The following is a 25,159-nucleotide window of genomic DNA, read 5'->3' as shown; positions in this document are numbered from 1 at the left end:
AAGGCGACGCGGTAAAACTGGCGCCGCCGGTAATGCTGTTGGTGCCGAAGAGAGGAATCGAACCCCCGACCTTCTCATTACGAATGAGCTGCTCTACCGACTGAGCTACTTCGGCAACACCGTTGAGTGTTTCCAGCGCCTTGCGTTGCTTGCGAAACAATCGAACTGAGCCCGCAATCTTAGCGGTGAGTTTTGGGTTTGGCAAGACCCCAGTGCAGATTTTTTGCGCGATTCTTGCTGTGGCAACGTCGCCGGAGCAACGCGGAAAGCCGGCGACGCGCCACAGGCGTCACATCAGAACTTGTGGCGCAGGCCGGCCATCACGCCAACCCGGCTGCCGTGGCCGTAGAACGGGGTCTGGAACGTGGACTGGCCGCCCAGGGTGCGCCAGGCGTCGGTCAGGTTCGTGTAATCGGCCTCGATGTACACGTCCGTGCGCTTGCTGAATGCGTAGTCGAGCATCATGGCGCCGGTGAAGCGGTTGCCGGAATCGTCGCCGTGCTTCAGGTGGTCGTAGGTGCCGAGTGCGATCACGGACCACGCGTTGGTGAACGCGTATTGCAGGCCCAGGTAGCCGGCCTGGTTCTTGTAGCCGGCGTTGTCGACATTGCTGTTGGTGTAGCCGAGGTAGACCGTGGCCGCGCCGACCTTGTAGGTGCCGCCCAGCGTCCAGACCTTCTGGTCGCTCACGGGCACGGCCACGCCGTAGTACGCCGCCGTGTCGCGCATGATCTGGTAGCCGCCGCCGACCATGAACGGGCCCGAAGCGTAGCTCACGCTGGCGCCCGTGGAGGACGAGGTCGAGAAACTGCCCGCCACTTCGCCGAATGCGTGCTGCGCCGCGATCGAGAACCCGCCGAAGCGGCCCGAGTACTTGATCATGTTGTCCTGACGCACGCCACCCGTGTAGTTGCCGCCCTGGAAGCCGACGATGGCGAGGTTGGCCAGCGCCATCGCGTCGTAGCTGGCGATGACTTCGTGGATTACGGTGAACTGGCGGCCCAGCGTGACCGTGCCGAAGTCGCCCTGCAGGCCGACGTATGCCTTGCGGCCGAACAGGCGGTTGCCTTGCAGGCTCTGGCCGGCGTCGGGCGAGAAGCCCGATTCCAGCACGAACAGCGCCTGGTAGCCGCGGCCCAGGTCTTCCAGGCCGTACATGCCCCAACGGCTGCCGGTGAGCACGCCGTCGGTCATCTGGACCTTGCCGTTGCCGGCGGCGGATTCGTTCGAGGTGTAGCGGATCGTGGTGTCGACAATGCCGTACAGCGTGACATTGGATTGCGCGTGGGCGGGCGCCATGACGCCCAGTGCTACGGCGCCGAGTGCTGCGGTAGTGAAGAAGGGCGCGAGGGCTCGCTTCATGGTTTGTGTCTCCATCCTGGCTCGTTATGGGTTGTTGTTGCGGAATGGCCGGTGCCGGTTTTCTTTGTGGACTTCTGCGACGTCCTTGGCTCAGGCATTGACCTGCACCGGCGTGGCGTGAAGGCGGCCCTGGATTGGCAATCCAGGGCGCCGGGACTGCTGATTGCCGGGGCTGGGGAAAGGCAACTCAGGTCATCAGATGTCCTATGACATCGTACCTTACAGAAAAATAACGCCGCAAGACATAGGACGAGACATTAGTCGGCACGCAACACTAGAGCGGGGTGTCAGTTTTGCCAGGACGACTGGCCGAGGCCAGACATTTCGGCGTCGCCGGCGTGATGCCTTTGTCGGTGCAGGAACGATGCACGAAAGCCTGGGTGTCATCGATGGATTTGCGCCAATCCATGTGCAAAGCCAGTTTCCGGCCGATTGGCTGCGCGGCGTACTGCAAAAAGAAACCGTTTTCAAAGCGGTAAATTTGCCCAAAACACCAATACGCGCCAATTCGTTTCAGTTGTCTGCAAACTAAAACTTCTAGGGAATTCACTGACGTTGCACCGCCTTGACCGCAGGTTGACGGACGATTAGATTCCAGTCACGTTGTATGACGACAGATCAATCAACCTATCCAGTTATCCCGCGAGGCCCTTGGCGGGGCCACGCCAGCGCATCCCGAACCTATGTCTCTCGCACCCAAAGATCCGCTCGACGGTGTCGTCACCCGTTGCCATCGCATCCTGCTGACCGGCGCCGCCGGCAACCTCGGCAAAGTCCTGCGTGACCGCCTGAAGCGCTACGCAGACGTGGTGCGCATCTCCGATATCGCCGACCTTGGCCCGGCGGGTGCGCAGGAAGAAGTCGTGCCCTGCGATTTGTCAGATGCCAAGGCTGTCCACGCGCTGGTGGCGGGCGTCGATGCCATCGTCCATCTGGGTGGCGTGTCGGTGGAGCGTCCGTTCGAGGAGATCCTCCCGGCCAATATCCAGGGCACCTACCACCTTTACGAGGCGGCGCGGCGCCATGGTGTGCGGCGCATCGTGTTCGCCAGCTCCAATCACGTGATTGGCTTCTACAAGCAGGGCGAGGTGCTCGACGCCGATTCGCCGCCGCGCCCGGACGGCTATTACGGCGTGAGCAAGGCGTTCGGCGAGCAACTGGGCAGCTTCTACTTCGACCGCTACGGCATCGAGACCGTGGCGCTGCGCATCGGCTCGTCGTTCCCGGAGGCGAAGGACCGCCGCATGCTGGTCACCTGGCTCGGCTACGACGACCTGGAGCAGCTGGTCAAGCGCGCGGTCTTCGTGCCGGAAGTGGGCTTCACGATCGTCTACGGCGCCTCGGCCAACCGCGATAGCTGGTGGGACAACAGCAAGGCGGCGCGGCTTGGTTTCCGGCCGGTGGAGTCGTCGGAGCAGTTCCGGGCCAAGGTGGAATCGGTACCGCCGCTGCCGGCGGACGACGCGGCGGGCTGGTACCAGGGCGGCGCCTTCGTCAAGGCCGGTCCGTTCGGGGACTGACGCCGTGAGCGCCCCCATCTCTCAAGTCGAACGCATCGGCAATATGCGCTGCGGCGTGGGCGAGAGCCCCGTCTGGCATGCCGCCGAGGTTGCGCTGTACTGGACCGATATTCCCGGCCGCACGCTGTGGCGATACGACCCGTCCAGCGGCCAGACCGACCACTGGAGCCTGCCCGAGATGGCCGGCTGCATGGCGATGACGCCGGACGGCGGCTGGCTGCTGGCAATGGAAACCGGACTGTTCCGCGTGGCCCGGCTGGTGCCGGGGCAGGCCACGCCGCCGCTGCAACGCGTGGCCACGGTGGCGCATGCGCGTGCCGGCATGCGTTTCAACGATGGCCGCGCCGACCGCCAGGGCCGCTTCTGGGCCGGCACGATGGTCATGGACATGTCGCTGGCCGCGCCCGACGGCAAGCTCTATCGCCATGACCCGGCCACCGGCGCGCTGGATGTCATGCGTGACGGATTGATCACCCCCAACGGGCTCGCCTTCAGCCCCGATGGTCGCACGATGTATCTGTCCGATTCGCACCCCGCGCGGCAGGCCGTGTGGGCGTACGACTACGACACCAACACTGGCACGCCGTCCAACCCGCGCCTGTTTATCGACATGAACCGCTACCCGGGCCGCCCCGACGGTGCCGCCGTGGATGCCGATGGCGGCTACTGGATCTGCGGCAACGACGCCGGCCAGGTCCACCGTTTCACGCCCGATGGCCGGCTCGATCGGTCCCTGGCGGTACCCGTGGCCAAGCCGGCGATGTGCGCGTTCGGCGGGGCCGGGCTGGACACCCTTTATGTCACGTCGATCCGCACCGACGACACCGATCCGCTCTCGGGCGCGGTGTTCGCGCTGCAACCGGGCGTGCGCGGCCTCGAGGAGCCCACGCTGCGCGCGTGACACCCCAATCGCCGAATCGCCGAATTGCCGTATCGCTTGCCCGCAAGCACCCAAGTCTTGAAGTCTTGATCGAAAAACTACAAATCCGGAGGCACTTCATGTTTTCTACCCGACTCCCGCGCGTCCGCCTGGGCGCCCTGATAGCGGCCATGGCCGCAGCCGTTGCCACCGTTGCCACCGTGGCGATGCCGATGGCCGCGCAGGCCGCCGACATGCGCTCGGCTGATATCCACCCCGAGGACTACCCGACCGTGCTGGCCGTGCGCCACATGGGCGAGTTGCTCAAGCAGCGTTCCAATGGCCGGCTGACGGTCAAGGTGTTCGCGCAGGGTTCGCTGGGCAGCGAGAAGGATGCGATCGAGCAGACCAAGATCGGCGCGCTGTCGATGGTGCGCGTGAACTCGGCGGCCATGAACAACATCTGCGAGGCGACCATCGTCCCGACGATGCCGTTCCTGTTCCGCTCCACCGACCACATGCGCCACGTGCTGGACGGCCCGATCGGCGACGACATCCTGAAGTCGTGCGAGAAGAACGGGTTCATCGGCCTGGCCTGGTATGACAGTGGCTCGCGCTCGATGTACACCACCAAGCGCCCGATCCGCACGCTGGCCGATGCCCGCGGCATGAAGATCCGCGTGCAGCAGTCGGACCTCTGGGTCTCGCTGCTGGAGGCGATGCACGCCAACGCCACGCCGATGCCGTGGGGCGAGGTCTACACCGCGCTGAAGACCGGCCTGGTCGATGGCGCCGAGAACAACTGGCCCAGCTACGAAAGCTCGCGCCAGTTCGAGGTCGCCAAGTACTACTCGCTGACCGAGCACTCGATGGCGCCCGAGATGCTGCTGTTCTCGAAGGTGATGTGGGACCGCATGTCCAAGGACGACCAGGCGATGATCCGCCAGGCCGCCAAGGACTCGGTGCCGTACATGCGCAAGCTGTGGGACGAGCGCGAGCAGAAGTCGCGCAAGATGGTGGAGGCCGCCGGCGTGCAGATCATCAGCGTCGACAAGACCTCGTTCCAGGCCGCGATGAAGCCCGTCTACGACCGCTTCATCACCAGCGCCCAGATGAAGGACCTCGTGCGCCGCGCGCAGGATACGAAGTAAGGGTAAGGGCGCCATCATGCTTTCGTCTTCTCCCACCCCGGCCGCGCCGGTGGACGGCGCGCCGGGGCCCGCTCCGGCCCCTGTCTCCAGCCCTGCTGGCAGTCTCTACACCCGCTTCTGCGCCACGCTGGCCCGCGCCTGCATGGCGCTGGGCGTGACCGGGCTCGTGCTGCTGGTCATTGCCGTGCTCACGCAGGTGTTCGGCCGCTACGTGCTCAACGACACCCCCACCTGGGCCGAAACCATCGCCATGCTGCTCGTGCTCTACGTGACGATGCTCGGCACGGCGGTGGGCGTGCGCGACGCCGGCCACATCGGCCTGGAGTCCCTGCTGGTGATGCTGCCCGAGCGCATCCGAACCAGGATCGAGTTGCTGATCCACGTGCTGGTTGGCACCTTCGGCGCGGTCATGGCCTACAACTGCGCGCTGCTGGCGCTGTCCGTGGCGGACTACAAGCTGCCCACGCTCGGCATCTCCGAGGGCTGGCGCTACCTGCCGCCGGTAATCGCCGGCGCGCTGATCGTGCTGTTTTCGATCGAACACATCATTGCGGTGCTGAAAGGCACGGAAGTGGAGCCGGCATGGCACTGATCATTCTCTCCATCAGCTTCTTCGGGCTGCTGGTCCTTGGCGTGCCGGTGGCGTTCTCGATCGGCCTGTCGGCGGTCATCACCATCCTGTACGAGGGCCTGCCGCTGGCCGTGGTGTTCCAGCAGATGACCTCGGGCATGAACGCGTTCTCGTTCCTGGCCATCCCGTTCTTCATCTTCGCCGGCGAGCTGATGCTGTACGGCGGCATTGCGGACCGCATCGTCAACTTCGCCAAGTCGATGGCCGGCCATGTGCGCGGCGGGCTGGGCATGTCGAACGTGCTGGCGTGCACGCTGTTCGGCGGGGTTTCCGGCTCGCCGGTGGCCGATGTGTCGGCCATGGGCGCGGTGATGATCCCGATGATGAAGCGCGAGGGTTACCACGCCGACTACGCGGTCAACGTGACCACGCACGCGGCGCTGGTGGGCGCGCTGATGCCGACCAGCCACAACATGATCATCTACACGCTGGCCGCGGGTGGGAAGGTGTCGATTGCCGCGCTGATCCTGGCCGGTGTGCTGCCGGCGCTGATCCTGACGATCTGCAACCTGGCCGCCGCGTACTTCGTGGCGCGCAGCCGGGGCTATCCGGCGGGCAAGTTCCCGGGCTGGGACATCGTCGGCCATTCGCTGGCGGCGGCGCTGCCGGGGCTGTTCGTGGTGGTGCTGATCCTGGTGGGCATCCTGTCCGGCGTGTTCACGGCGACGGAGTCGGCGGCGGTGGCGGTGCTCTACGCGCTGGCGCTGACCGTGCTGGTGTACCGCTCGCTGACGCGCGAGCAGTTCGTCAAGGCCGCGGCCAAGGCGGTCAAGACCACCGGCGTGGTGCTGCTGCTGATCGGCATTTCCGGCACCTTCGGCTACCTGATCAGCCTCTATGGCGTGGCCGAGCTGACCGGGCAGTTCCTCAGTTCGCTGTCCACCAGTCCGTGGATGATCTTCCTGATGGTGAACGTAATGCTGTTCATCCTCGGCACCTTCCTGGACATGGCCGCGACCATCCTGATCTGCACGCCGATCTTCCTGCCGATCTGCCAGCACTTCGGCATGGGGCCGGTGCAGTTCGGCATGATGATGCTGATCAACTGCGCGCTGGGGCTGAACACACCGCCCGTGGGCACGACGCAGTTCGTCGGCTGCGCCATCGGCGGGGTGTCGGTGGGGCAGGTGATGAAGACGATCTGGCCGTTCTACGGGGCGTTGCTGGCGGCCCTGTTGATGGTCACCTACGTGCCGGCGTTCTCGATGTGGCTGCCGGACCTGCTGCTGAAGTGAGCGGCTGGCTGACCCCCGGCGCACTACACACCGTGCGCGCGGGCGCCCACGTTCTGACCGTGGCGCCCGCCGCCGGTGGCCGCATGGCCGCGCTGACCACCACGCGTGCCGATGGCAGCGCCATCGACTGGCTCGCGCCGATGCCGGACGAGGCGCTGCGCGACGGCTTCGAGAGCCGCGCCTGGCCCAAGGCCGGCAGCTATCCGCTGCTGCCGTACTCGAACCGCATCCGCGATGGCCGGTTCCGCTGGCAGGGGCGCGAGGTCCAGTTGCCGCCGCATCCGGGCCAGCCGCACGCGATGCATGGCTTCGGGCACGTCCGCCCCTGGCAGGTGGTGGAATCTCAGGAAAATGCAATCACGCTGGCGCTCCAGCATCCGCCCGGCATCGACTGGCCCTGGGCCGTGCTGGCGCGGCAGTCGCTGGTGCTGGGCGAGGAGGGCCTCGCCGCCGCGCTCGAAATCCGTAACGTGGGGGATGCGCCGATGCCCGTGGGTGGCGGCTTCCATCCGTTCTTTGCCCGGCCACCCGGCCTGCGCATCCAATTCGACGCGGCGCATGTCTGGCCGGCGGACGGCGGCGGGTTGGCCACGGGCCGCGCGGCCATCGGACGGCGCGAAGCCTTCCTGCGCGAGCGCCATCTGCCCGATGCGGACCTCTCTGTCTACTACAGCGGCTGGAAGCGCCAGGCCACGCTGCGGCGCACGGACGGCGCCACGCTGACCCTGCGCGCCGCCGAGCCGCTCGAACACCTGATCCTCCACGCGCCAGGCGGGTGCGACTTCGTTTGCCTGGAGCCGGTCTCCCACGTGGCGGACGCCGTCAACCTGTGCGCGCGGGGCTGGGAGGGCACCGGCCTGCGCGCGCTGGCGCCCGGGGAGTCGGTCACGTTCCGCATGCAGTGGCACATCGAGGTGCCGCGCTGACATGCAAACAGGGCGCCGGAGCGCCCTGTCTTGTCCTGCATCCCCCTATATATATAGAGAGAGACTGGCTTACGCCTTGCCTTCGGCTTCCCGGTGGTAGCGCGTGATGCGATCCACCTCGTTCCTGGAGCCGAGCACCACCGACACGCGCTGGTGCAGCTGGGTCGGCTGCACGTCCAGGATGCGGTCGTGGCCGTTGGTGGCCGCACCGCCGGCCTGTTCGACCAGGAACGCCATCGGGTTGGCCTCGTACATCAGGCGCAGCTTGCCCGGCTTCTCCGGCTCGCGCTTGTCCCACGGATACATGAACACGCCGCCGCGGGTCAGGATGCGGTGCACATCGGCCACCATCGACGCCACCCAGCGCATGTTGAAGTTCTTGCCGCGCGGGCCTTCCTCGCCGGCCAGGCATTCGTCGATGTATTCGCGCACGGGTGGGGCCCAGTGACGCATGTTCGACATATTGATGGCAAATTCCTTGGTGTCTTCCGGAATCTGCACGTCCGACTGGGTCAGCACGAAGCTGCCGGCCTCGCGGTCCAGCGTGAACATGTGCACGCCGTTGCCCACGGTCAGCACCAGCGTGGTCTGCGGGCCGTACACGGCATAGCCGGCTGCCACCTGGTGCGTGCCCGGCTGCAGGAAGTCGTGCTCGGTCACGGTCTGGCCCGGCTTGGGCATGTGCAGCACCGAGAAGATCGTGCCGATCGACACATTCACGTCGATATTCGACGAGCCGTCGAGCGGATCGAACAGCAGCAGGTACTCACCCTTCGGGTAGCGGTTCGGGATCTCGTAGAACGAGTCCATTTCCTCCGAGGCCATCGCGGCCAGGTGGCCGCCCCACTCGTTGGCGTCCAGCAGCACTTCGTTGGCGATGACGTCCAGCTTCTGCTGGGTCTCGCCCTGCACATTGCCGGTGCCGGCCGAGCCGAGTACGCCCGCGAGGGCGCCCTTGCTCACGGCGTTGGAAATGGCCTTGCAGGCGCGCGCCACCACCTCGATCAGCAGCCGGAGCTCCGGCTGGATCGTGTTGTGCTTGCGCTGCTCCTCGACCAGATAGCGGGTGAGGCTGATGCGTGTCATGTGGGTTCTCCTTCGATGGCCGCAATTCTACATGTCTGCCGCTACAGACATCGCAGTTTTACGAATGGTTGCCGCTCCGTCCTCAGCCGGCGGGGTCAGGCAGCCAGCGACTTGCCGACGATCTCCCGTACGTCCCGCGAGAGCGTCTGGCACGCCGCCACGCGCTCCAGCGCGGCGCGCATGCGGTCCCGCAGCGGCAGCGCGTATTTCTGCCAGCGATCCATCACCCGCGCCAGCCGGGCGGCCACCTGCGGGTTGATGGCGTCCAGCGCCAGCACCTGATCGGCCCAGAATTCGTAGCCGGAGCCGTCCTCGGCGTGGAACTGCGCCGGATTGCCCGAGCAGAAGCTGAAGATCAGCGAGCGCGCCCGGTTTGGGTTGCGCAGGTTGAAGGCGGGGTGGGCCATCAGCGCGCGCACGGTGTCGATGGTGCGCTTGCCGGCGTGCGGGCCCACGTCGCCGCGCTGCATGCCCTGGAGCGAGAACCACTTGTCGATGACCAGCGCGTCCTGCTCGAAGCGCTGGTAGAAGTCCGCCAGCGCGTGCTCGCGGCCCGGCGCGAAACTGTTGACGAGCGCCGAGAGCGCCGCGGCGCGGTCGGTCATGTTATCGGCCTGCTGGTAGTGGCTATCGGCCAGCGCCTGCATGGCGGCGTCGCCGCTGTCGGCCAGATAGCCGAGCGCCAGGTTGCGCAGCGCGCGGCGGGCCATCGCGTCCGCGTCGGGGCTGTACGCGCCCGGAGTGGCGTTGGCTTCATATGCGGCCAGCCATTCGCGCTGCAGCGCGCTGGCCAGGCCCTCGCGCATGAACAGGCGGGCGCGGTGGATCGCGGCCGGGTCGGCCACGCCCATGCGCTCGGCCAGATAGGCTTCGGCAGGCAGCATCAGCGCCTGCTCGCGGAACGCCGGGCTCAGCGAGCCGTCCGTCAACACGGCGCGGAAGGCAGCCACCAGCGCAGGGTCGAGCTTCAGTTCCCGGCCGGCCTGCACCTCGCCCACCAGTTTCAGCAGCGCGCGCGTGGCCAGGCGCTGGCCGGCTTCCCAGCGGTTGAACGCGTCGCTGTCGTGGGCCAGCAGGAAGGTCAGTTCGGCATCGGAGTACTCATAGTCGACGATGACCGGCGCGGAGAAGTCGCGCAGCAGCGACGGCAGGGGGGCCTTGTCGCCGCGCGGCAGCCCCGTGAAGCGGAAGGTCTGCTCGGCCTGCGTGAAGTCGAGCACGCGGGTGGTGCCACGCTGGGTGGCGTCCCCGGCGGACTCGCCTTCCAGGTGCAGCGGCAGGTCGGCGCCATCGGCACCGATCAGGCCCACCGCGAACGGGATGTGGAACGGCTGCTTTTCGGGCGTGCCCGCACGGGTCTCGATGCCGACCTTCGGGCAGCGCTGGGCCAGCGTCAGCGCCAGCGTGCCGGCGGCGCCGTCCCACGCGGTCTTCACGCTGACCACCGGCGTGCCTGCCTGGCTGTACCAGAGCCCGAACTGGGTCAGGTCGCGGCCGTTGGCGTCGGCCATGGCGGCGCGGAAGTCGTCGCAGGCCACGGCCTGGCCGTCATGGCGCTGGAAGTACAGGTCCATGCCCTTGCGGAAGCCGTCGCGGCCCAGCAGGGTCTGGTACATCCGCACGACTTCGGCGCCTTTCTCGTAGACCGTGACGGTGTAGAAGTTGTTGATCTCCTCGTAGCTGTCCGGGCGCACCGGGTGGGCCATCGGGCCGGCATCCTCGGGGAACTGCACCTGGCGCAGCACGCGCACGTCCTCGATCCGCTTCACCGCGCGGCCGGACTCGGAGCCCATCATGTCCGCCGAGAACTCCTGGTCGCGGAACACCGTCAGCCCTTCCTTGAGCGAGAGCTGGAACCAGTCGCGGCAGGTCACGCGGTTGCCGGTCCAGTTGTGGAAGTACTCGTGCCCCACCACAGATTCGATATTGGCGAAGTCCACGTCCGTGGCCGTCTGCGCATTGGCCAGCACGTACTTCGTATTGAAGATGTTCAGGCCCTTGTTCTCCATCGCCCCCATGTTGAAGTCGCTCACGGCGACGATCATGAAGCGGTCAAGGTCGAGTTCCAGCCCGAAGCGGCGCTCGTCCCAGCGGATGGCATGGATCAGGGAGTCCATGGCGTGGCGGGTCTTGTCGAGGTCCTGCGGCTCCACCCAGACCTGCAGCAGCTTTTCCTTGCCCGAGGCGCTGGTGATGCGCTCTTCCACGCAGGCCAGCTTGCCGGCCACCAGCGCGAACAGGTAGGACGGCTTGCGGAACGGGTCTTCCCAGACGGCTTCGTGGCGGCCATCGGGCAGCGCGCGCTCGGACAGCAGGTTGCCGTTGGAGAGCAGCACCGGACTGGCGGCGCGGTCGGCGCGCAGCGTGACGCGGTAGGTCGCCATCACGTCGGGCCGATCGAGGAAATAGGTGATGCGGCGGAAGCCTTCGGCTTCGCACTGGGTGAAGAAATTGCCGTTGGAGACATAGAGGCCCGACAGCGTGGTATTCGCCGCCGGGTTGCAGGCGGTGGTGATGGCGAGCGTGCCCTGCGCCGGCAGGCCGGTCAGCGTGAGCGTGCCGGCGTCTTCCTTCGCGCTGGTGAACGGCTGGCCGTCGAGGGTCACGCCGAGCAGATCCAGGGCCTCGCCCACCATGACCAGCGGGGCGTCGCCGGCCGCGCCGGACGCGCGCCGGAAGGTCAGCGTGCTGGTGACGACGGTGCGTTGCGGATCCAGATCCAGCACCAGATCGACGTGGTCGATGGCGAAGGCGGGCGGAGTATAGTCCTTGCGATAGACGGTAACGGGCGTATCGGTGCGCAGCATGGGGAATCCTGTCTTCGGGGTGACCGGGGGGCGGCCGCCACGGCGGGTGGCGGTGCGGAAGGGTCCGCGGAAGTCCCCATTGTAGCCAAGGGCGGCGGGGAATTCCGGGAGACCGCCCGTGTCTGAAGTCACGTGGGGCGAACGAACAAGAACGAGGTATCGCGATGTGGGATTTGGTAGCAGGGATGGGTCGACGGGCCGTGGTGGCGCTTGGGGCGCTGGGGGTGCTGGGTCTGGCTGGCTGCGCCAGCACGGTGACCACCGAGGTCACCGCCTTCCGGCAGGCCGGGTGGCAGAACGACGCGCCGCGCACCTACGCCTTCGAGCGTGCGCCGATGCAGGCGCCAGTGCAGGCGCCGGCTGCGCCGGCCGGGCAACCCGCCGCCCAGCAGGCCCCGCAGTTCCAGGCCCAGGATTCCCAACTCGAATATGAGACCTACCTGGCGTGGCTGGCCGAGGCGCTGGCCGGCGTGGGCTTCGAGCAGATGCCGCCGGGCCAGGCACGCTACCTTGTCAGCATGGACTACGGCGCCGTGCCTGGCATGGTGCGCGTGGCCGAAACCTATTATTCCGATCCCTGGTACGGCCCGTGGGGACCGTACTGGGGGCCGTACGGCGGCTACTACCGGCCCTATGGCCCGTGGGGCTGGGGGCCGGGCTATCCCGGCTATTGGCCGCCGCAGACCGTGGTGCGCGACGTGCCGGTAACGTTCTCCAGCCTGCGCATCTTCTTCAAGGACGCCGCGAGCGGCAAGCGCGTGTACCAGATCACCGCGCGCAACACCACCGAGGGTGGCAGTCTGGCGGGCGTGATGCCGTACATGATCCGCAGCGCGCTGACCGAATTCCCGTCGGAAAGCGGCCGGCCCCGGCGCGTAACGCTGGAAGTCGACAAGGACAAGAAGTAATCCCCGGCGCGGCGCATGGGACGCCCGCTGGTTCATCCATAAGACAAGGCGATTGCCTACCGTGCGGTAAAAGCAGTTTTACGCCAGATTCGCGCAAAACTGCTGCCGGCACGCGGCAAAGCGCAACCAGCCGCGAAATGGCTGGGCTAGAATGGCTCCTCGATTTTTTCCGGTACGAGCAAATGAGCAGCAAGACAAGCGGTGATGCACCGCAACATGCCCCCAATAGCCCTGAAGCGCAGTTGCGTCTCGCCGCGCTGGAATATCACCGCAGCCCGACCAAGGGCAAGATCCAGGTAACGGCCACCAAGGCGCTGTCCAACCAGCGCGACCTGTCGCTGGCCTACTCGCCGGGCGTGGCCTATGCCTGCGAGGAGATCGCCAAGGATCCGACCATGGCCGCCGAGTACACCTCGCGCGCCAATCTCGTGGCCGTGATCACCAACGGTACCGCCGTGCTTGGTCTGGGCGACATCGGCCCGCTGGCCGGCAAGCCGGTGATGGAAGGCAAGGGCTGCCTGTTCAAGAAGTTCGCCGGCATCGACGTGTTCGACATCGAACTCGATGCCCGCGACCCGGACAAGATCGTCGAGATCGTCGCGGCGCTGGAGCCCACGCTCGGCGGCGTGAACCTCGAGGACATCAAGGCGCCCGAGTGCTTCTATATCGAGAAGAAGCTGCGCGAGCGCATGAACATCCCCGTCTTCCACGACGATCAGCACGGTACGGCCATCATCTCGGCCGCGGCGCTGCTGAACGGCCTGAAGGTGGTGGGCAAGGACATCGGCAGCGTGAAGGTGGCCGTGTCGGGCGCCGGCGCCGCTGCCATCGCCTGCCTGGACACCATGGTGAGCCTGGGCCTGAAGCGCGAGAACATCTCCGTGGTGGACTCGAAGGGCGTGATCTATGTGGGCCGCGACGCCAACATGGAAGCCAACAAGGCCCGCTACGCGCAGGACACCGCCAACCGCACGCTGGCCGACATCGTCAACAACGCCGACGTGTTCCTGGGCTGCTCCACCGCTGGCGTGCTGACCGGCGAGATGGTCAAGACGATGGCCGACAAGCCCATCATCCTGGCGCTGGCGAACCCGGAACCGGAAATCCGCCCGGAAGTGGCCAAGGCCGCGCGCCCGGACTGCATCATCGCGACCGGCCGGTCGGACTATCCGAACCAGGTCAACAACGTGCTTTGCTTCCCGTACATCTTCCGTGGCGCGCTGGACTGCGGCGCGACGAAGATCACCGAGGAAATGAAGCTGGCCTGCGTGAAGGCGATTGCCGAGCTGGCCGAAGCCGAACTGAACGACGCCGTGGCCGCTGCCTACGGTGGCCGTGAGCTGAAGTTTGGCCCGGACTACATCATTCCCACGCCGTTCGACCAGCGCCTGATCGAGAAGATTGCGCCAGCCGTGGCGAAGGCCGCCGAGGAATCGGGCGTGGCCACGCGTCCGATCCAGGACCTGGAAGCCTATCGCCAGCAACTGACGCATTACGTCTACCACACCGGCCTGATCATGAAGCCGGTGTTCTCGGCTGCCAAGGCCGCGCCGAAGCGCGTGGCCTACGCCGAGGGTGAGGAAGAGCGCGTGCTGCGTGCCGTGCAGAGCGTGGTGGACGAGGGCCTGGCCAAGCCGATCCTGATCGGCCGCCCGCACGTGATCCAGATGCGCATCGAGAAGGCTGGCCTGCGCCTGCGCCCGGGCGTGGACTTCGAGCTGATCAACCCTGAGGACGATCCGCGCTACCGTGCCTATCACGAGGCCTACCACACGCTGCGCGGCCGCGACGGCGTGACGCCGGACATGGCCAAGGTGGCGCTGCGCCGCTCGAACACGCTGATCGGCACCATGCTGATGCATATGGGCGATGCCGATGCACTGCTGTGCGGCACCGTGGGCCGCTTCGAAGCCCACCTGGAGCACGTGCGCGACGTGATCGGCCTGGCGCCGGGCGCCAAGGTGTTCGCCGCCATGAACGCGCTGATGCTCGAGAAGTACACGCTGTTCATTACCGACACGTTCGTGAACGAGGACCCGACCGCCGAGGAACTGGCTGCCATCACCCAGCTGGCCGCCGAGGAAATCCAGCGTTTCGGCCTGCATCCGAAGGTGGCGATGATGTCGCACTCGATGTTTGGCTCGTCGAACCGCCCGTCGGCGCGCAAGATGCGCGACGCTGCCGCGATCCTGGCCAAGGTGGCCCCGCGGCTGGAAGTGGAAGGCGAGATGCAGGGCGATGCCGCGCTGGTCGAGGACGTGCGCCGTCACTTCCTGCCGAATACCAAGCTGGCCGGCAGCGCCAACCTGCTGGTCATGCCGACGCTGGACGCCGCTAATATCGCCTTCAACCTGCTCAAGATCACGGGCGGGCAGGGTGTGACGGTGGGCCCGATCCTGCTGGGCGCGGCCAAGCCGGTGCACATCCTGAATCCGCAGGCCACCACGCGGCGTATCGTCAACATGACGGCCGTGGCTGTCGCGGAGTCGAGCGCGGTGCGCTAAGTGTCTGGCGCGATGCGCTAGGCGGCTACTGGCGGGAAACCGCCCGTGCCAAAGAAAAACCGGGCCTGAGGAAACTCAGGCCCGGTTTTTTCATGTCGGTGCGCTGGCAGCGTCTGCCGGGGTTGCCAGCGCGTCGGCGGGGCGATTGCACTATTGCAGCACGTTGTACTGCTCCCGCATTACCACGATGATCGAGCGTGCCGCTGCCATGCGATGGGACAAGTCGTCAAAGGTATCCTCGCGAAAATCGACCTCAGCGCTCCAGTTGCAACCCGTATGGTCCGGCTGGTGCACACGCATGGCGTGGAGTTCCGCCTCGCCGCATTCAGGGTTGTTGTCCAGGCACTGGCTCAGGATAGCCATCAATTCCGACCGGGTCTTCGCAAAGCGCCTCATGAGTCACCTCTTTGGTTCGCCGCGGGATTCGCGCTGGTTCGTGGTCCGGCCCACAGTCCGGACAATCAATCTATGCAGCGGGCGGGGCAGTCGCCAATTGAATCCGTCTATGGAGCAGTCGTTTCCGATCCTCGCGCGGATGGCGGAAAATTGCCGCAACGCAGCATTGGCGGCAATAAAAAAGCCCGCCGAGGCGGGCTTTCGTCTGACCGGTGACGCAGATCAGAACTTGTGGCGCATGCCCACGCCGAAGGTATCGCCGTGCTCGAGGCCGGTGATCTTGTCGTAGAAATACGCTGCGTACACGTCGGTGCGCTTCGACAGGTTGTAGTCGTAGGCCACCGCGAACGTGTTGCGCTTGAAGCTGGCCACGTCGTTCAGCGTCTTCACGTAACCGTACGAAGCCAGCACGTTGCCCGCGCCCACCGGCACCGAGACGCCGGCCTGGCCGTCCATGTGCTTGATGTCGCCGTTGACGTTGGCGTTGACATCGCTCTTGATGTACTGGCCCTGCGCGAACACCTTCACGACCTTGAAGTCGTACGACAGGCCCACCTGCACGGCGTTCTGCTTGTCGAAGCCCTGGATGTACGGGCTGTTGGCGCTGCCGGTGGAGTTGGTCAGGTCACCCGGGGTGCTGTCGAACTTGACCTGCTGGTAGGCCACCGTCGCGGCGAAGTTGCCGGCGAAGTACGTCAGGTTGGCGCCGAACTTGTTCTTGCTGTTGTTGCCGGCCGACTCACCGAGGCTGTAGATGAAGTTGGCGGTCAGGCCGCCGAACGTCGGCGTGGAATAGACGATCGAGTTGTTCCAGCCCGAGTCGCCGATGATGCCCGGATCGTACAGCTGGCCGTTGTTGACCGTGAAGTACGTGTGGAAGATCTGCGGCGAGAACACGTACGAGTCGACCAGCGGGTTGAACAGGATCGTCGAGACGAAGTACGGCGTGGTGTTGCGGCCGAGCTTGACCGTGCCGTAGGTGTTGTTCTGCAGGCCGACATAGGCATTGCGGCTGAACATCGAGTCGCCGTTGAAGCGGCCCATCGAGCCGGAGTCGGTGCGGAAGAAGCCGTTCAGGTCGAAGATGGCCTTGGTGCCCATGCCCAGGTCTTCTACGCCCTTGATCCCCCAGTAGGACGTCTGCATGCCGCCCGAATTGGCCACAAAGGCCCGGTCGCCGTTGCCCGGGCTCTTGACGCCACCGACGAACATGTCGGCCTGGCCGTACAGCGTGACGCTGGACTGGGCCATGGCCGCGCCGGAAAAGAGCATGGCGGCGACGGCCGCCAGCTTGATCGCCGGCTTGGAAGCCGGCTTGTTGTTGTACTGCTTCTGCATGGTAAAGACCTCCGTGGTTGTGATGCCTGCTCAGAACGTTTCTTGTGTGTGCCGGAACCCTTCTGGGTCTCTCAGGTGTGCCGAACGTTGCTGCCCCTTCTTTCTCTCTCTTCTTCCAGTTGCCGCGCTATGGGTTACGCGGCAACTAAGTCGCGGATACTAAGTCGTTCAGCCGGAACTGCGCAATGCGATGAATCTGATTGATGCAAGTTTGCAACTCCACCTCGGGCGCGTTATCGAGGCGGCTTGCAAAAGCGTCGATGATGCCGTGGCGGTCATAGCCGCGAACGGCCAGGATGAACGGGAAGCCGAACTTCTGGTTGTAGGCGGCGTTGAGCGCCTGCAGCCGTTCGAACTCCTCGGCCGTGCATTGGTCGAGCCCCGCGCCGGCCTGCTCGCGCGTGGACTCCGCCGTCAGCTCGCCGCGTACCGCGGCCTTGCCGGCCAGCTCCGGGTGGGCGCGCACCAGCTTCAGCTGGGCGGCCTCGCCGGCGGCATCGACGGCACCGCGCAGCGCGGCGGCCAGCGCGGCGGCGTCGGCGAACGGACGCGCCTTGGCGGCGGTCTCGGCGAACCAGGGCGAATGCTCGTAGATGCCGCCTAGTACTTCGACGAATTCAGCCTCGGGCATCGCATTCAACTGGGCGAGGGTGTAGGTCGTGCTCATGCCTGGCTCCCGTGCGGATGGGTGTCGATCCAATGGCGGGCGATGTCCACGCGCCGGCAGATCCATACCTTGTCGTGCGCCTGCACGTAGTCGAGGAAGCGTTGCAGCGCGCGGAAACGGCCCGGGCGGCCGAGCAGCCGGCAGTGCATGCCGATCGACAGCATCTTGGGCCGGTCCTGGCCCTGGGGGTCGCCCTCGGCATAGAGCACGTCGAACGCGTCCTTCAGGTACTGGAAGAACTGGTCGCCCGTGTTGAAGCCCTGCGGCGTGGCGAAGCGCATGTCGTTCGAGTCGAGCGTGTACGGCACCACCAGATGCGGCTTCTTCTCGCCGCCGGTGACTTCCACCTCGGTCCAGAAGGGCAGGTCGTCGCCGTAGTAGTCGGCGTCGTACAGCAGGCCGCCGTGCTCCACTACCAGGCGGCGCGTGTTGGGGCTGTCCCGGCCCGTGTACCAGCCGAGCGGCATCTCGCCGGTCAGCTCCTTGATGATCTGCATGCCGATGCGCATGTGCTCGCGCTCGGTGGCTTCGTCGATGTTCTGGTAGTGAATCCAGCGCCAGCCATGGCAGGCGATTTCGTGGCCCAGCTCGACGAACGCGCGCGTCAGCTCGGGATGGCGCTGGAGCGCCATCGACACGCCGAAGATCGTCAGCGGCAGCTTGCGTTGCTCGAACTCGCGCAGGATGCGCCAGACCCCGGCGCGCGAGCCGTACTCGTACACGCCTTCCATGCTCATGTGCCGGTCGGGGTAGGCCGCGGCACCGATGATCTCGGACAGGAACTGCTCGGAGCCGGCGTCGCCGTGCAGCACGTTGTTCTCGCCGCCTTCCTCGTAATTGAGCACGAACTGCAGCGCGATGCGCGCGCCGCCCGGCCAGCGGGCGTGCGGCGGCTGGGCGCCGTAGCCGATGAGATCGCGTGGATAGTTATCGTGTGTCATCTCTTATGTGTCTGCTTCAGGAGAAATCTGCTGCTCGCATGAGCGAAGGTCTCGATTGTTGTCATCGCCCCTGGCTGAAGCGACTTCACTTACGCAAAGCGCGTGCCAGAGGCGTCTCATGCGAGTCCGCCGTTGTTGACATGTTTTAGCGATGGTTGCGTGCCAAATGCCGTCAAAAACTGTCGGACAAAAATGTTGAGTTCGATTGTTGAATCAGGATTGTCGGGCTCACTCCGTGCCGTGGGAGTTGGCCGCTGCGCTGCGCATGGCTTCGTCGGCAGATTGCATGCCGTTGAAGAACAGGTTCAGCACGACCGCGACGATGGTGCCCAGCACGATGCCGCTGTGCGTGAACGGATCGGTCCACTTGGGCAGGTACTGGAACAGCGTGGGCGAGAGCGTGGGGATCATCCCGAAGCCGATGGAGATCGCCACGATGAACAGGTTGTGCCGGTTGCGGGTGAAGTCGCAGCTACCCAGGATGCGGATGCCCGACGCGGCCACCATGCCGAACATCACGATGCCGGCGCCGCCGAGCACGAACTGGGGCACCGATGCCACGATGTGCGCCATCTTCGGGAACAGGCCGAACGCGATCAGGATCACGCCGCCGGCTGCCGCCACGTAGCGCGAGCGCACGCCGGTCACGGTGACCAGGCCCACGTTCTGCGAGAACGAGGTGTACGGGAAGGTGTTGAAGATGCCGCCGATGACGGTGCCCAGGCCGTCGGCGCGCAGGCCGGCGGTCAGGTCGTTGCGGCTCAGCTTGCGGCCGGTGATGTCGGACAGGGCCAGGAACATGCCGGTGGACTCGACCAGCGTGATCAGCATCACGATGCACATCGACAGGATGGCCGTGATCTCGAACGTCGGCATGCCGAAGTGCAGCGGCGTGATGATGGCCACGTAGCTGGCTTCGTTCAGGCCTTCGAACGAGACCTTGCCGAACGCCATCGCCACCACCGTGCCGATCACGATGCCGAGCAGCACCGCGCAGTTGGCGATCAGCCCCCGGCCATAGCGCGAGAGCAGCAGGATCACCAGCAGCACCAGGCCGGCGATGGCCAGGTTGCCGAGGTCGCCGTAGGCGAGGTTGGGCACGTCCTTGACCACGCCGTCGATCACGGTGCGCGTGGTGGGCTGGCCGCCGCCGGCCCAGTTGATGCCCACCCGCATCAGCGACACCCCGATCAGCGTGATCACCGTGCCGGTCACCACGGGCGGAAACAGCCCGAGCATGCGTCCCATCATTGGCGCAATCAGCACGCCAAACAGCCCTGACGCGATCACCGCGCCGTAGATGCCGAGCAGGCCCACGTTGGGGTCGTTGCCGATGGCGATCATCGGCGCCACCGAGGCAAACGTCACACCCATCATCACGGGCATGCGGATACCGAACTTCCAGAAGCCGATGGCCTGGATCAGCGTGGCGAGCCCGGCCGCGAACAGATCGGCATTGATCAGGAACGCCAGCTGGTCCTTGGGCAGCTTGAGCGCCCCGCCGACGATGAGCGGCACGGCAACGGTGCCGGCGTACATCACCAGCACGTGTTGCAGGCCCAGCGCCAGCAGGCGCCCGGAGGGCAGCCGCTCGTTGGTGAGGTCCGTGGGGACCGTTGTGCTTGGGGAAGTCATGGGTGTGTCTCCTCTCCTTTGGTTTTGATGGGAACGCGCGCCGGGGTCCATGGCCTCTTGTGGTTATGAGGGTCTCGTGCCGTGCCTCTGTCGGGCGTTGATGGCAACGAGATTTGTGGGCCTGGCATCGGCAACAGGGGTGTGCTGTTGTCCGGCGGCGGGAACATCGCGCTAGGTGGAGCGGCCCAGCACGCTGCGAAGATCGAAATTGCCGGGTTCGTCCGGCTGCACGCGGTCCGCGCAGGCGCCAAGGTGGTGCGCCATGCGCGACTGGGCGAGGGCGGCGTCGCCCTGTTCCAGTGCGTCGAGAATGTCGTCGTGTTCGTCGAACGAGCACGCGTTGTGGCCCGGGGACTCGACGCTGGCAATCATCAGCGTGGTGCGCGAGACCAGCCGGCGCATCATCGTCACCAGCAGCGCGTTGCCGGACAACTCGGCCAGCGCGGTGTGGAACTCGGCGGAGAGCCGGATCCAGCGCGGGCGCGCGTGCGTCAGGAAGGCCTGGCGCTCGGACTCCACCATCTTGCGCAGCGGGGCGATCACGGTGCGGACGTTGGGCAGGCTGGCGAGCTTCTCCAGCACGGCGCGCTCGAGCATCTGGCGCAGCTCGAACATGTCGTGCGCCTCGTCGGTGGACGGGCTGGCGATGAACGCGCCCCGGTTCGGCTCGAGGTCGACCATGCCGTCAGCGGCCAGCCGCGACAGCACCTTGCGCACGGTGTGGCGCGCGGTGGCATAGATCTCGCAAAGCGAATGCTCGGTCAGCTTGGTGCGCGGCGGCAGCCGGTGCTCCATGATCGCGTCGTAGATCTCGTGGTACATGCGCTCCTCCACGGAGCCCTTGCGGGCGGGCTTGTTATCGGAGGGGGTGGACTGGGCTTCGGCCACGGCGGCAATCAGTTTGAGATTCTTGGACATCCTGGGCACTCGCAAGGGAGACAGAGGGGATGATCGGGAGGAGCAACGATCGTAGCGAGTGGGTATCAAGTCGACATCAGGCGCCTTGATACCGGTCATACGGTCGCGTGGATCTAAAAATTGTTGACAATTATTTGGATATGCAAGCACTATTGTCAACAAAACCTGAGAAGGTTTTCGACAAGTACGGGAAATCCCCGAGTTGTCATACGGATTGGGCAGGCGCATTGTCGCCACGCACCAATCCAGCGCCGGGATGCGTTAAAAGACGTACCGAGCGGGCATCATTCCCACAAATGGTGCTAGTGAAGGCAGCGGCGCCCCTCACAACCCACACCCGCAAAGGAAGAACAGGATGGGACGCTTGACCACTCACGTTCTCGACACGGCCGCCGGCACACCCGGCAAGGCGATGTCGGTCACCCTTCATAAAATTGTCGACAATCGTCGCGAGACGCTGAAGCAACTCGTGACCAACCACGATGGCCGTTGTGACCAGCCGCTGCTGGAAGGCGATGCGCTCGTGGCAGGCGTGTACGAACTCGAGTTCGGCGCCGGCGACTATTTCCGTGCCCAGGGCGTGCAATTGCCCGATCCGGCATTCCTCGACGTGGTGACGCTGCGCTTCGGCATTGCCGACACCGCCGCGCACTACCACGTGCCCCTGCTGGTGTCGCCGTGGTCGTACTCGACCTACCGCGGCAGCTGAGCATCAGGCGGACGGGAAAAGGAGACAAGTCATGGAAGGCTACATTCTCGACTGGGCCAATCTGCTGCTGCGCTGGGTGCACGTCATCACGGCCATCGCGTGGATCGGTTCCTCGTTCTATTTTGTCTGGCTCGACAACAGCCTGACGCGCCCCGAAGATCCGGCCCTGAAGGAGAAGGGCGTTGGCGGGGAACTCTGGGCCGTGCACGGTGGCGGGTTCTACAACCCGCAGAAGTACCTGACCGCGCCCAAGTCGCTGCCCGAGAACCTGCACTGGTTCTACTGGGAGTCCTACTCCACGTGGATGACCGGCTTCGGCCTGCTGGTGGTGCTGTACCTGTTCAACGCCAGCACCTACCTGATCGACAAGAACGTGTTCGACATGTCGCCCGGCGCGGCAGTCGGCTTCGCGGTCTCGTACCTGGCCATCGGCTGGGTGGTCTATGACTCGATCTGCCGGCTGTTCGGCAAGAGCGACCGCGTGGTGGGCATCCTGGTGGCGGTGTTCGTGGGCGTGGCGGCGTATGCGGCCTGCCATATCTTCTCGGGCCGCGCGGCGTTCCTGCTGACTGGCGCGATGATCGCCACGATCATGAGCGCCAACGTCCTGATCTGGATCATCCCGGGCCAGCGCAAGGTCGTGGCGGCGCTGAAGGCCGGCCAGCCGGTGGACCCGATCCACGGCAAGCGCGGCAAGCAGCGTAGCGTGCACAACACTTACTTCACGCTGCCGGTGCTGTTCGCGATGTTGTCGAACCACTACAGCATGACGTACGCGCACAAGCAGAACTGGCTGGTGCTGATCCTGATCATGCTGGCCGGCGTGCTGATACGCCAGTTTTTCATCCTGAAGCACAAGGGCAAGATCAACGTGGCCTGGCCGGCCGCCGGCGTGGCGCTGCTGGGTGTGGTGGCAGTGATGATCGCGCCACAGCCGCGCCCGCAAGTGGCCAGCAACGCCGCTGGCGACGCCGCCAACGCGGTGAGCTTTGCCAAGGTGCAGGAAATTGTGAATGCCCGCTGCGTGCAGTGCCACGCCGAGGCGCCCAAGATGATGCCGACCGCCGCCAAGGGCATCAAGCTCGATACCGTTGACGAGATCAAGGCGCACGCGCAGCTGATCTACCAGCAGGCGGTGCAGCAGAAGGCCATGCCGCTGGGTAACGTCACGCAGATCACGGAAGACGAGCGCGCGCTGCTGGGCCAGTGGTTCGAGGGCGGCGCGAAGACCACCAACTGAATTTGACCGGGCATCGGTGATCGACGGTCCGGGGCTGTGCAGTCCCGGCAGCCGGCAGTACCGGACCGGCGAGGGTTTGAACGGGGCGCAAGCCCCGTTTTTTTATGGCGTGCCGACTCGGGCTGGTCTCAGTGGCCGCCGACGTTGAACAGCGCCAGCAAGCCGAGTACGAGGAAGATCACTGCGGCGATCTTGTGTACGAGGGCGATCGGCATCCGGTTGGCGAAGCGGTCGCCGAGCAGCACAGCAGGGGCGTTGGCCAGCATCATGCCGAACGTCGTGCCCGCCACGACGGCCAGTACTTCGCCATGGAAGCGCGCCGCCAGGGCCACGGTGGCGATTTGCGTCTTGTCGCCCATTTCGGCGAAGAAGAAGGCGACGATCGTGGTGCCGAGGATGCTCAGGGCGCCGTTTGCGGGCTTGGCTTCCTCTGCCTCGTCGAGCTTGTCGGGAATCAGCATCCAGCCCGCCATGGCGATAAAGCCGAGGCCGAGGATCCAGCGCAGCAGGTTGGCGCCAAGCACCTGCGTGATCCAGCCGCCGAGCGCACCGGCGAAACCATGGTTGACGACGGTGGCGATCAGGATGCCGGCGATGATCGGCAGGGGTTTGCGATAGCGCGCGGCCAGCACGAGTGACAGCAGTTGCGTCTTGTCGCCCATTTCTGCGAGCGCGACGATGCCTGTGGAGACGAGGAACGATTCCATTTTTATAGGATTGATACCGGGCCGCACGCATCGCGAGATGCCAATGACGCACACCTTTCCCGGCCCGGCCAGAAAGGTATGGTCATCGGTCTCGCCAGGCGTTGGACGCTTGAGTCAGGCACGAAGCCCGCCCGGGTCCTGCGCTGCGTACGCCATAACCGTTGATGCTGGACACCACGGTCAAGTCTGTTGACGTACGCCCCTGTCTGCCGTGTGCCGCATTGCGCGGCGCGGTGAGACGAGGGCGGCTACTCCCCAATGGAAGTCGTAATTGTACTAAAAGGCGGCGGACACTGTCCACCGCCTTTGGCATCGTTGCTGGGAAGCGCGGGTCAGGTCAGACCGGCACGGGCGAGTTGTCGCTGGTCTGGCGGCCGCGGAAGTCGGTCCAGCACAGGGCCTTGAAGTCGTACAGCTTGCAGCGGCGCGCGGTGCGGAAGTACCAGCGCCACGAGAAATTCTCGATGATGATGCGGCCCGGCAGTGCATGCTCCAGCAGGGCCTGGGCGCGTTTGAGCCGGTACAGCGGCACGCTCATGTCCACGTGGTGCGCGGTGTGCTCCATGATGTGGTGGAGCGCGGCGCCGATGCCGAAGCGGAAACGCAGGTGCACCGTGGTCGAGACGAACGGCTGGGCCTTGGCCCACATCGACTTGGTGTCATACCACGCCACGCTCGTGTGCGTGTGGTGGACATACAGCACGAAGCCCACGGTCAGGTTCCAGATCAGGAACGGCAGCACGAAGCCGGCGCCGACCAGGCCCAGGACCGACTGCTCCGTGGCCACGGCCAGCCACGCCAGCGCACCGATCCAGATGGCGCCGAAGCTGGCCACCAGCGTGCAGTCCCACATGAAGATCGCGCGGCGCGTGGCCATCTGGCGCTTGCTCGGGAAAAACAGCTTGAGCCACCAGATCTCGATCAGGTAATAGAGTCCGGCGCCGAAGCCATTGCGATAGACCCGCTCCATCACCCGGCGCCAGCGCGGCAGCGCGCGGAATTCCTCGAGCGAGTAGGGCGCCCAGACGAAATCGAAGCCCTTGAGGTTGGTGTACCCATGGTGGACCACGTTATGGCCGACTTCCCACAGGCTGTAGGGCGTGAGCGACGGCAGGAACGTCAGCCGGCCGAGCCATTTGTTCAGGCCGCGGCGGTCGGTCAGGCTCTGGTGGCAGGCATCGTGGCCGATGATGAACAGCCGGGCGATGACCAGGCCCAGCAGCACGCCGAGGCCCAGCTTGGCCCACCACTGCGGCGCCAGCACCACGCCGGCCAGCACGGCGGCGAAGATCGCGTAGTCGAGCGCGAACAGCGTCAGCGCGCGTGCCACGCTGCGCTCGCCGAGCGGAATCAGCCAGCCACGGATGGTCTTGCGGTTTGGGAACGGGGCCTCGAAGGCGATCGGTTCCGGCAGGGGAACGCCGGCGAGCTTGCGGGGCGGGTGGGCAGGGTTGGAAGCCGGCTCAGCGGTTTGGGCCGGCGATAAATCCAGAGGTCGGGCAGTCATGTCTGTCTTTTTGGGTCTGTCTTGGCGCACCCGATAGCCGGGGGCGGGCAATGCGACAGCCTAGAAGGCTTTGATGACGATTGTGTTGATGCTGGTCAAGGCGGACGGGCGA

General features: G+C 65.6%; 22 protein-coding genes, 1 tRNA gene and 1 riboswitch. Of the genes, 11 read left to right on the top strand and 12 right to left on the bottom strand.

Going from position 1 to position 25,159, the window contains the following annotated elements:
• Positions 1-39 precede the first annotated feature (39 nt).
• Both AB4120_RS21730 and AB4120_RS21725 read right to left on the bottom strand, forming a co-directional pair.
• A tRNA-Thr gene (locus AB4120_RS21730) sits at positions 40-115 on the bottom strand.
• A 179-nt stretch (positions 116-294) separates the two neighbouring features.
• Positions 295-1,362, bottom strand: coding sequence for a porin (locus AB4120_RS21725; RefSeq protein WP_149136455.1), 1,068 nt, complete (start codon positions 1,360-1,362; stop codon positions 295-297).
• A 199-nt stretch (positions 1,363-1,561) separates the two neighbouring features.
• On the opposite strand from AB4120_RS21725, the gene AB4120_RS21720 reads away from it, so the two are divergent.
• The 7 genes from AB4120_RS21720 to AB4120_RS21690 all read left to right on the top strand — a co-directional run bounded on the left by AB4120_RS21720 (position 1,562) and on the right by AB4120_RS21690 (position 7,684).
• Positions 1,562-1,894 (top strand): hypothetical protein, encoded by a 333-nt coding sequence (locus AB4120_RS21720; protein ID WP_149136454.1) that lies wholly within the window; start codon positions 1,562-1,564, stop codon positions 1,892-1,894.
• 151 nt (positions 1,895-2,045) lie between these two features.
• On the top strand, positions 2,046-2,882 hold the full coding sequence (locus AB4120_RS21715) for an NAD-dependent epimerase/dehydratase family protein (protein WP_149136453.1): 837 nt from the start codon (positions 2,046-2,048) through the stop codon (positions 2,880-2,882).
• A 43-nt stretch (positions 2,883-2,925) separates the two neighbouring features.
• On the top strand, positions 2,926-3,783 hold the full coding sequence (locus tag AB4120_RS21710; protein WP_149137568.1) for an SMP-30/gluconolactonase/LRE family protein: 858 nt from the start codon (positions 2,926-2,928) through the stop codon (positions 3,781-3,783).
• Positions 3,784-3,932: 149 nt separating this feature from the next.
• Positions 3,933-4,892: a TRAP transporter substrate-binding protein gene (locus AB4120_RS21705; RefSeq protein WP_441642821.1), complete on the top strand. Its 960-nt coding sequence runs from the start codon at positions 3,933-3,935 to the stop codon at positions 4,890-4,892.
• A gap of 142 nt (positions 4,893-5,034) precedes the next feature.
• The gene (locus AB4120_RS21700; protein WP_262389662.1) at positions 5,035-5,484 is read left to right on the top strand and encodes a TRAP transporter small permease; all 450 of its coding nucleotides are present in this window, start codon (positions 5,035-5,037) and stop codon (positions 5,482-5,484) included.
• Positions 5,475-6,758: a TRAP transporter large permease gene (locus AB4120_RS21695; RefSeq protein ID WP_092292289.1), complete on the top strand. Its 1,284-nt coding sequence runs from the start codon at positions 5,475-5,477 to the stop codon at positions 6,756-6,758. Before AB4120_RS21700 ends, AB4120_RS21695 begins: the two co-directional genes overlap by 10 nt.
• Entirely contained in the window at positions 6,731-7,684 is a 954-nt protein-coding gene (locus AB4120_RS21690) for an aldose 1-epimerase (protein WP_187645082.1), read from the top strand. The genes AB4120_RS21695 and AB4120_RS21690 overlap by 28 nt, the downstream gene beginning before the upstream one ends.
• A gap of 69 nt (positions 7,685-7,753) precedes the next feature.
• On the opposite strand, the gene AB4120_RS21685 is transcribed toward AB4120_RS21690, so the two are convergent.
• Both AB4120_RS21685 and pepN read right to left on the bottom strand, forming a co-directional pair.
• Positions 7,754-8,770 (bottom strand): class 1 fructose-bisphosphatase, encoded by a 1,017-nt coding sequence (locus AB4120_RS21685; protein WP_149136451.1) that lies wholly within the window; start codon positions 8,768-8,770, stop codon positions 7,754-7,756.
• 95 nt (positions 8,771-8,865) lie between these two features.
• Positions 8,866-11,577, bottom strand: a complete 2,712-nt coding sequence (pepN, locus tag AB4120_RS21680) for an aminopeptidase N (RefSeq protein WP_149136450.1) — start codon at positions 11,575-11,577, stop codon at positions 8,866-8,868.
• Between the two features lie 185 nt (positions 11,578-11,762).
• Here pepN and AB4120_RS21675 point away from each other — a divergent pair, with 185 nt between their 5' ends.
• A complete protein-coding gene (locus AB4120_RS21675) occupies positions 11,763-12,485 on the top strand; it encodes a DUF4136 domain-containing protein (RefSeq protein ID WP_149136449.1) in 723 nt (240 codons plus the stop codon).
• A 182-nt stretch (positions 12,486-12,667) separates the two neighbouring features.
• A complete protein-coding gene (locus AB4120_RS21670; RefSeq protein ID WP_149136448.1) occupies positions 12,668-14,989 on the top strand; it encodes an NADP-dependent malic enzyme in 2,322 nt (773 codons plus the stop codon).
• 150 nt (positions 14,990-15,139) lie between these two features.
• Here AB4120_RS21670 and AB4120_RS21665 read toward each other — a convergent pair whose 3' ends face one another.
• From AB4120_RS21665 to AB4120_RS21640, 6 genes are all read right to left on the bottom strand, one after another.
• Complete coding sequence (locus AB4120_RS21665) at positions 15,140-15,385, bottom strand: hypothetical protein (protein WP_149136447.1); 246 nt, start codon at positions 15,383-15,385, stop codon at positions 15,140-15,142.
• A 222-nt stretch (positions 15,386-15,607) separates the two neighbouring features.
• Positions 15,608-16,723 (bottom strand): porin, encoded by a 1,116-nt coding sequence (locus AB4120_RS21660; RefSeq protein WP_149136446.1) that lies wholly within the window; start codon positions 16,721-16,723, stop codon positions 15,608-15,610.
• A gap of 145 nt (positions 16,724-16,868) precedes the next feature.
• Positions 16,869-17,390: a 2-oxo-4-hydroxy-4-carboxy-5-ureidoimidazoline decarboxylase gene (gene uraD / locus AB4120_RS21655; RefSeq protein ID WP_149136445.1), complete on the bottom strand. Its 522-nt coding sequence runs from the start codon at positions 17,388-17,390 to the stop codon at positions 16,869-16,871.
• Positions 17,387-18,331: an allantoinase PuuE gene (gene puuE, locus AB4120_RS21650; RefSeq protein ID WP_149136444.1), complete on the bottom strand. Its 945-nt coding sequence runs from the start codon at positions 18,329-18,331 to the stop codon at positions 17,387-17,389. The genes uraD and puuE overlap by 4 nt, the downstream gene beginning before the upstream one ends.
• A gap of 228 nt (positions 18,332-18,559) precedes the next feature.
• Positions 18,560-19,966: a nucleobase:cation symporter-2 family protein gene (locus AB4120_RS21645; RefSeq protein ID WP_144201638.1), complete on the bottom strand. Its 1,407-nt coding sequence runs from the start codon at positions 19,964-19,966 to the stop codon at positions 18,560-18,562.
• A 171-nt stretch (positions 19,967-20,137) separates the two neighbouring features.
• Entirely contained in the window at positions 20,138-20,884 is a 747-nt protein-coding gene (locus tag AB4120_RS21640; protein ID WP_149136443.1) for a GntR family transcriptional regulator, read from the bottom strand.
• Positions 20,885-21,239: 355 nt separating this feature from the next.
• Between AB4120_RS21640 and uraH the strand changes: the two genes are divergently transcribed.
• Entirely contained in the window at positions 21,240-21,593 is a 354-nt protein-coding gene (gene uraH / locus AB4120_RS21635) for a hydroxyisourate hydrolase (protein WP_144201634.1), read from the top strand.
• Between the two features lie 31 nt (positions 21,594-21,624).
• Positions 21,625-22,833: a urate hydroxylase PuuD gene (locus AB4120_RS21630; RefSeq protein ID WP_149136442.1), complete on the top strand. Its 1,209-nt coding sequence runs from the start codon at positions 21,625-21,627 to the stop codon at positions 22,831-22,833.
• A 128-nt stretch (positions 22,834-22,961) separates the two neighbouring features.
• On the opposite strand, the gene AB4120_RS21625 is transcribed toward AB4120_RS21630, so the two are convergent.
• Together AB4120_RS21625 and AB4120_RS21620 are read right to left on the bottom strand one after the other, a co-directional pair.
• Positions 22,962-23,540 carry a TMEM165/GDT1 family protein gene (locus AB4120_RS21625; RefSeq protein WP_149136441.1) on the bottom strand — a complete coding sequence of 193 codons (579 nt, stop codon included), beginning with the start codon at positions 23,538-23,540 and terminating at the stop codon, positions 22,962-22,964.
• A 96-nt stretch (positions 23,541-23,636) separates the two neighbouring features.
• A riboswitch (yybP-ykoY riboswitch) is annotated at positions 23,637-23,809 on the bottom strand.
• Between the two features lie 68 nt (positions 23,810-23,877).
• Positions 23,878-25,047, bottom strand: a complete 1,170-nt coding sequence (locus tag AB4120_RS21620; RefSeq protein WP_149136440.1) for a fatty acid desaturase — start codon at positions 25,045-25,047, stop codon at positions 23,878-23,880.
• Positions 25,048-25,159: the final 112 nt, after the last annotated feature.

It is taken from the genome of Cupriavidus sp. 2KB_3 (assembly GCF_052115685.1).
In the GTDB taxonomy this organism is placed as follows: Bacteria; Pseudomonadota; Gammaproteobacteria; order Burkholderiales; family Burkholderiaceae; genus Cupriavidus; species Cupriavidus campinensis.
Note: the sequence above shows the minus strand (reverse complement) of the source record. Positions and strands in the feature narration are given on the sequence as shown.

Coding starts and splice junctions, on each gene's coding strand:
- AB4120_RS21725 (WP_149136455.1), bottom strand. CDS start 1,362: ATGAAGCGAGCCCTCGCGCCCTTCTTCACTACCGCAGCACTCGGCGCC.
- AB4120_RS21720 (WP_149136454.1), top strand. CDS start 1,562: ATGTCCTATGACATCGTACCTTACAGAAAAATAACGCCGCAAGACATA.
- AB4120_RS21715 (WP_149136453.1), top strand. CDS start 2,046: ATGTCTCTCGCACCCAAAGATCCGCTCGACGGTGTCGTCACCCGTTGC.
- AB4120_RS21710 (WP_149137568.1), top strand. CDS start 2,926: ATGCGCTGCGGCGTGGGCGAGAGCCCCGTCTGGCATGCCGCCGAGGTT.
- AB4120_RS21705 (WP_441642821.1), top strand. CDS start 3,933: ATGGCCGCAGCCGTTGCCACCGTTGCCACCGTGGCGATGCCGATGGCC.
- AB4120_RS21700 (WP_262389662.1), top strand. CDS start 5,035: ATGGCGCTGGGCGTGACCGGGCTCGTGCTGCTGGTCATTGCCGTGCTC.
- AB4120_RS21695 (WP_092292289.1), top strand. CDS start 5,475: ATGGCACTGATCATTCTCTCCATCAGCTTCTTCGGGCTGCTGGTCCTT.
- AB4120_RS21685 (WP_149136451.1), bottom strand. CDS start 8,770: ATGACACGCATCAGCCTCACCCGCTATCTGGTCGAGGAGCAGCGCAAG.
- pepN (WP_149136450.1), bottom strand. CDS start 11,577: ATGCTGCGCACCGATACGCCCGTTACCGTCTATCGCAAGGACTATACT.
- AB4120_RS21675 (WP_149136449.1), top strand. CDS start 11,763: ATGGGTCGACGGGCCGTGGTGGCGCTTGGGGCGCTGGGGGTGCTGGGT.
- AB4120_RS21670 (WP_149136448.1), top strand. CDS start 12,668: ATGAGCAGCAAGACAAGCGGTGATGCACCGCAACATGCCCCCAATAGC.
- AB4120_RS21665 (WP_149136447.1), bottom strand. CDS start 15,385: ATGAGGCGCTTTGCGAAGACCCGGTCGGAATTGATGGCTATCCTGAGC.
- AB4120_RS21660 (WP_149136446.1), bottom strand. CDS start 16,723: ATGCAGAAGCAGTACAACAACAAGCCGGCTTCCAAGCCGGCGATCAAG.
- uraD (WP_149136445.1), bottom strand. CDS start 17,390: ATGAGCACGACCTACACCCTCGCCCAGTTGAATGCGATGCCCGAGGCT.
- puuE (WP_149136444.1), bottom strand. CDS start 18,331: ATGACACACGATAACTATCCACGCGATCTCATCGGCTACGGCGCCCAG.
- AB4120_RS21645 (WP_144201638.1), bottom strand. CDS start 19,966: ATGACTTCCCCAAGCACAACGGTCCCCACGGACCTCACCAACGAGCGG.
- AB4120_RS21640 (WP_149136443.1), bottom strand. CDS start 20,884: ATGTCCAAGAATCTCAAACTGATTGCCGCCGTGGCCGAAGCCCAGTCC.
- uraH (WP_144201634.1), top strand. CDS start 21,240: ATGGGACGCTTGACCACTCACGTTCTCGACACGGCCGCCGGCACACCC.
- AB4120_RS21630 (WP_149136442.1), top strand. CDS start 21,625: ATGGAAGGCTACATTCTCGACTGGGCCAATCTGCTGCTGCGCTGGGTG.
- AB4120_RS21625 (WP_149136441.1), bottom strand. CDS start 23,540: ATGGAATCGTTCCTCGTCTCCACAGGCATCGTCGCGCTCGCAGAAATG.
- AB4120_RS21620 (WP_149136440.1), bottom strand. CDS start 25,047: ATGACTGCCCGACCTCTGGATTTATCGCCGGCCCAAACCGCTGAGCCG.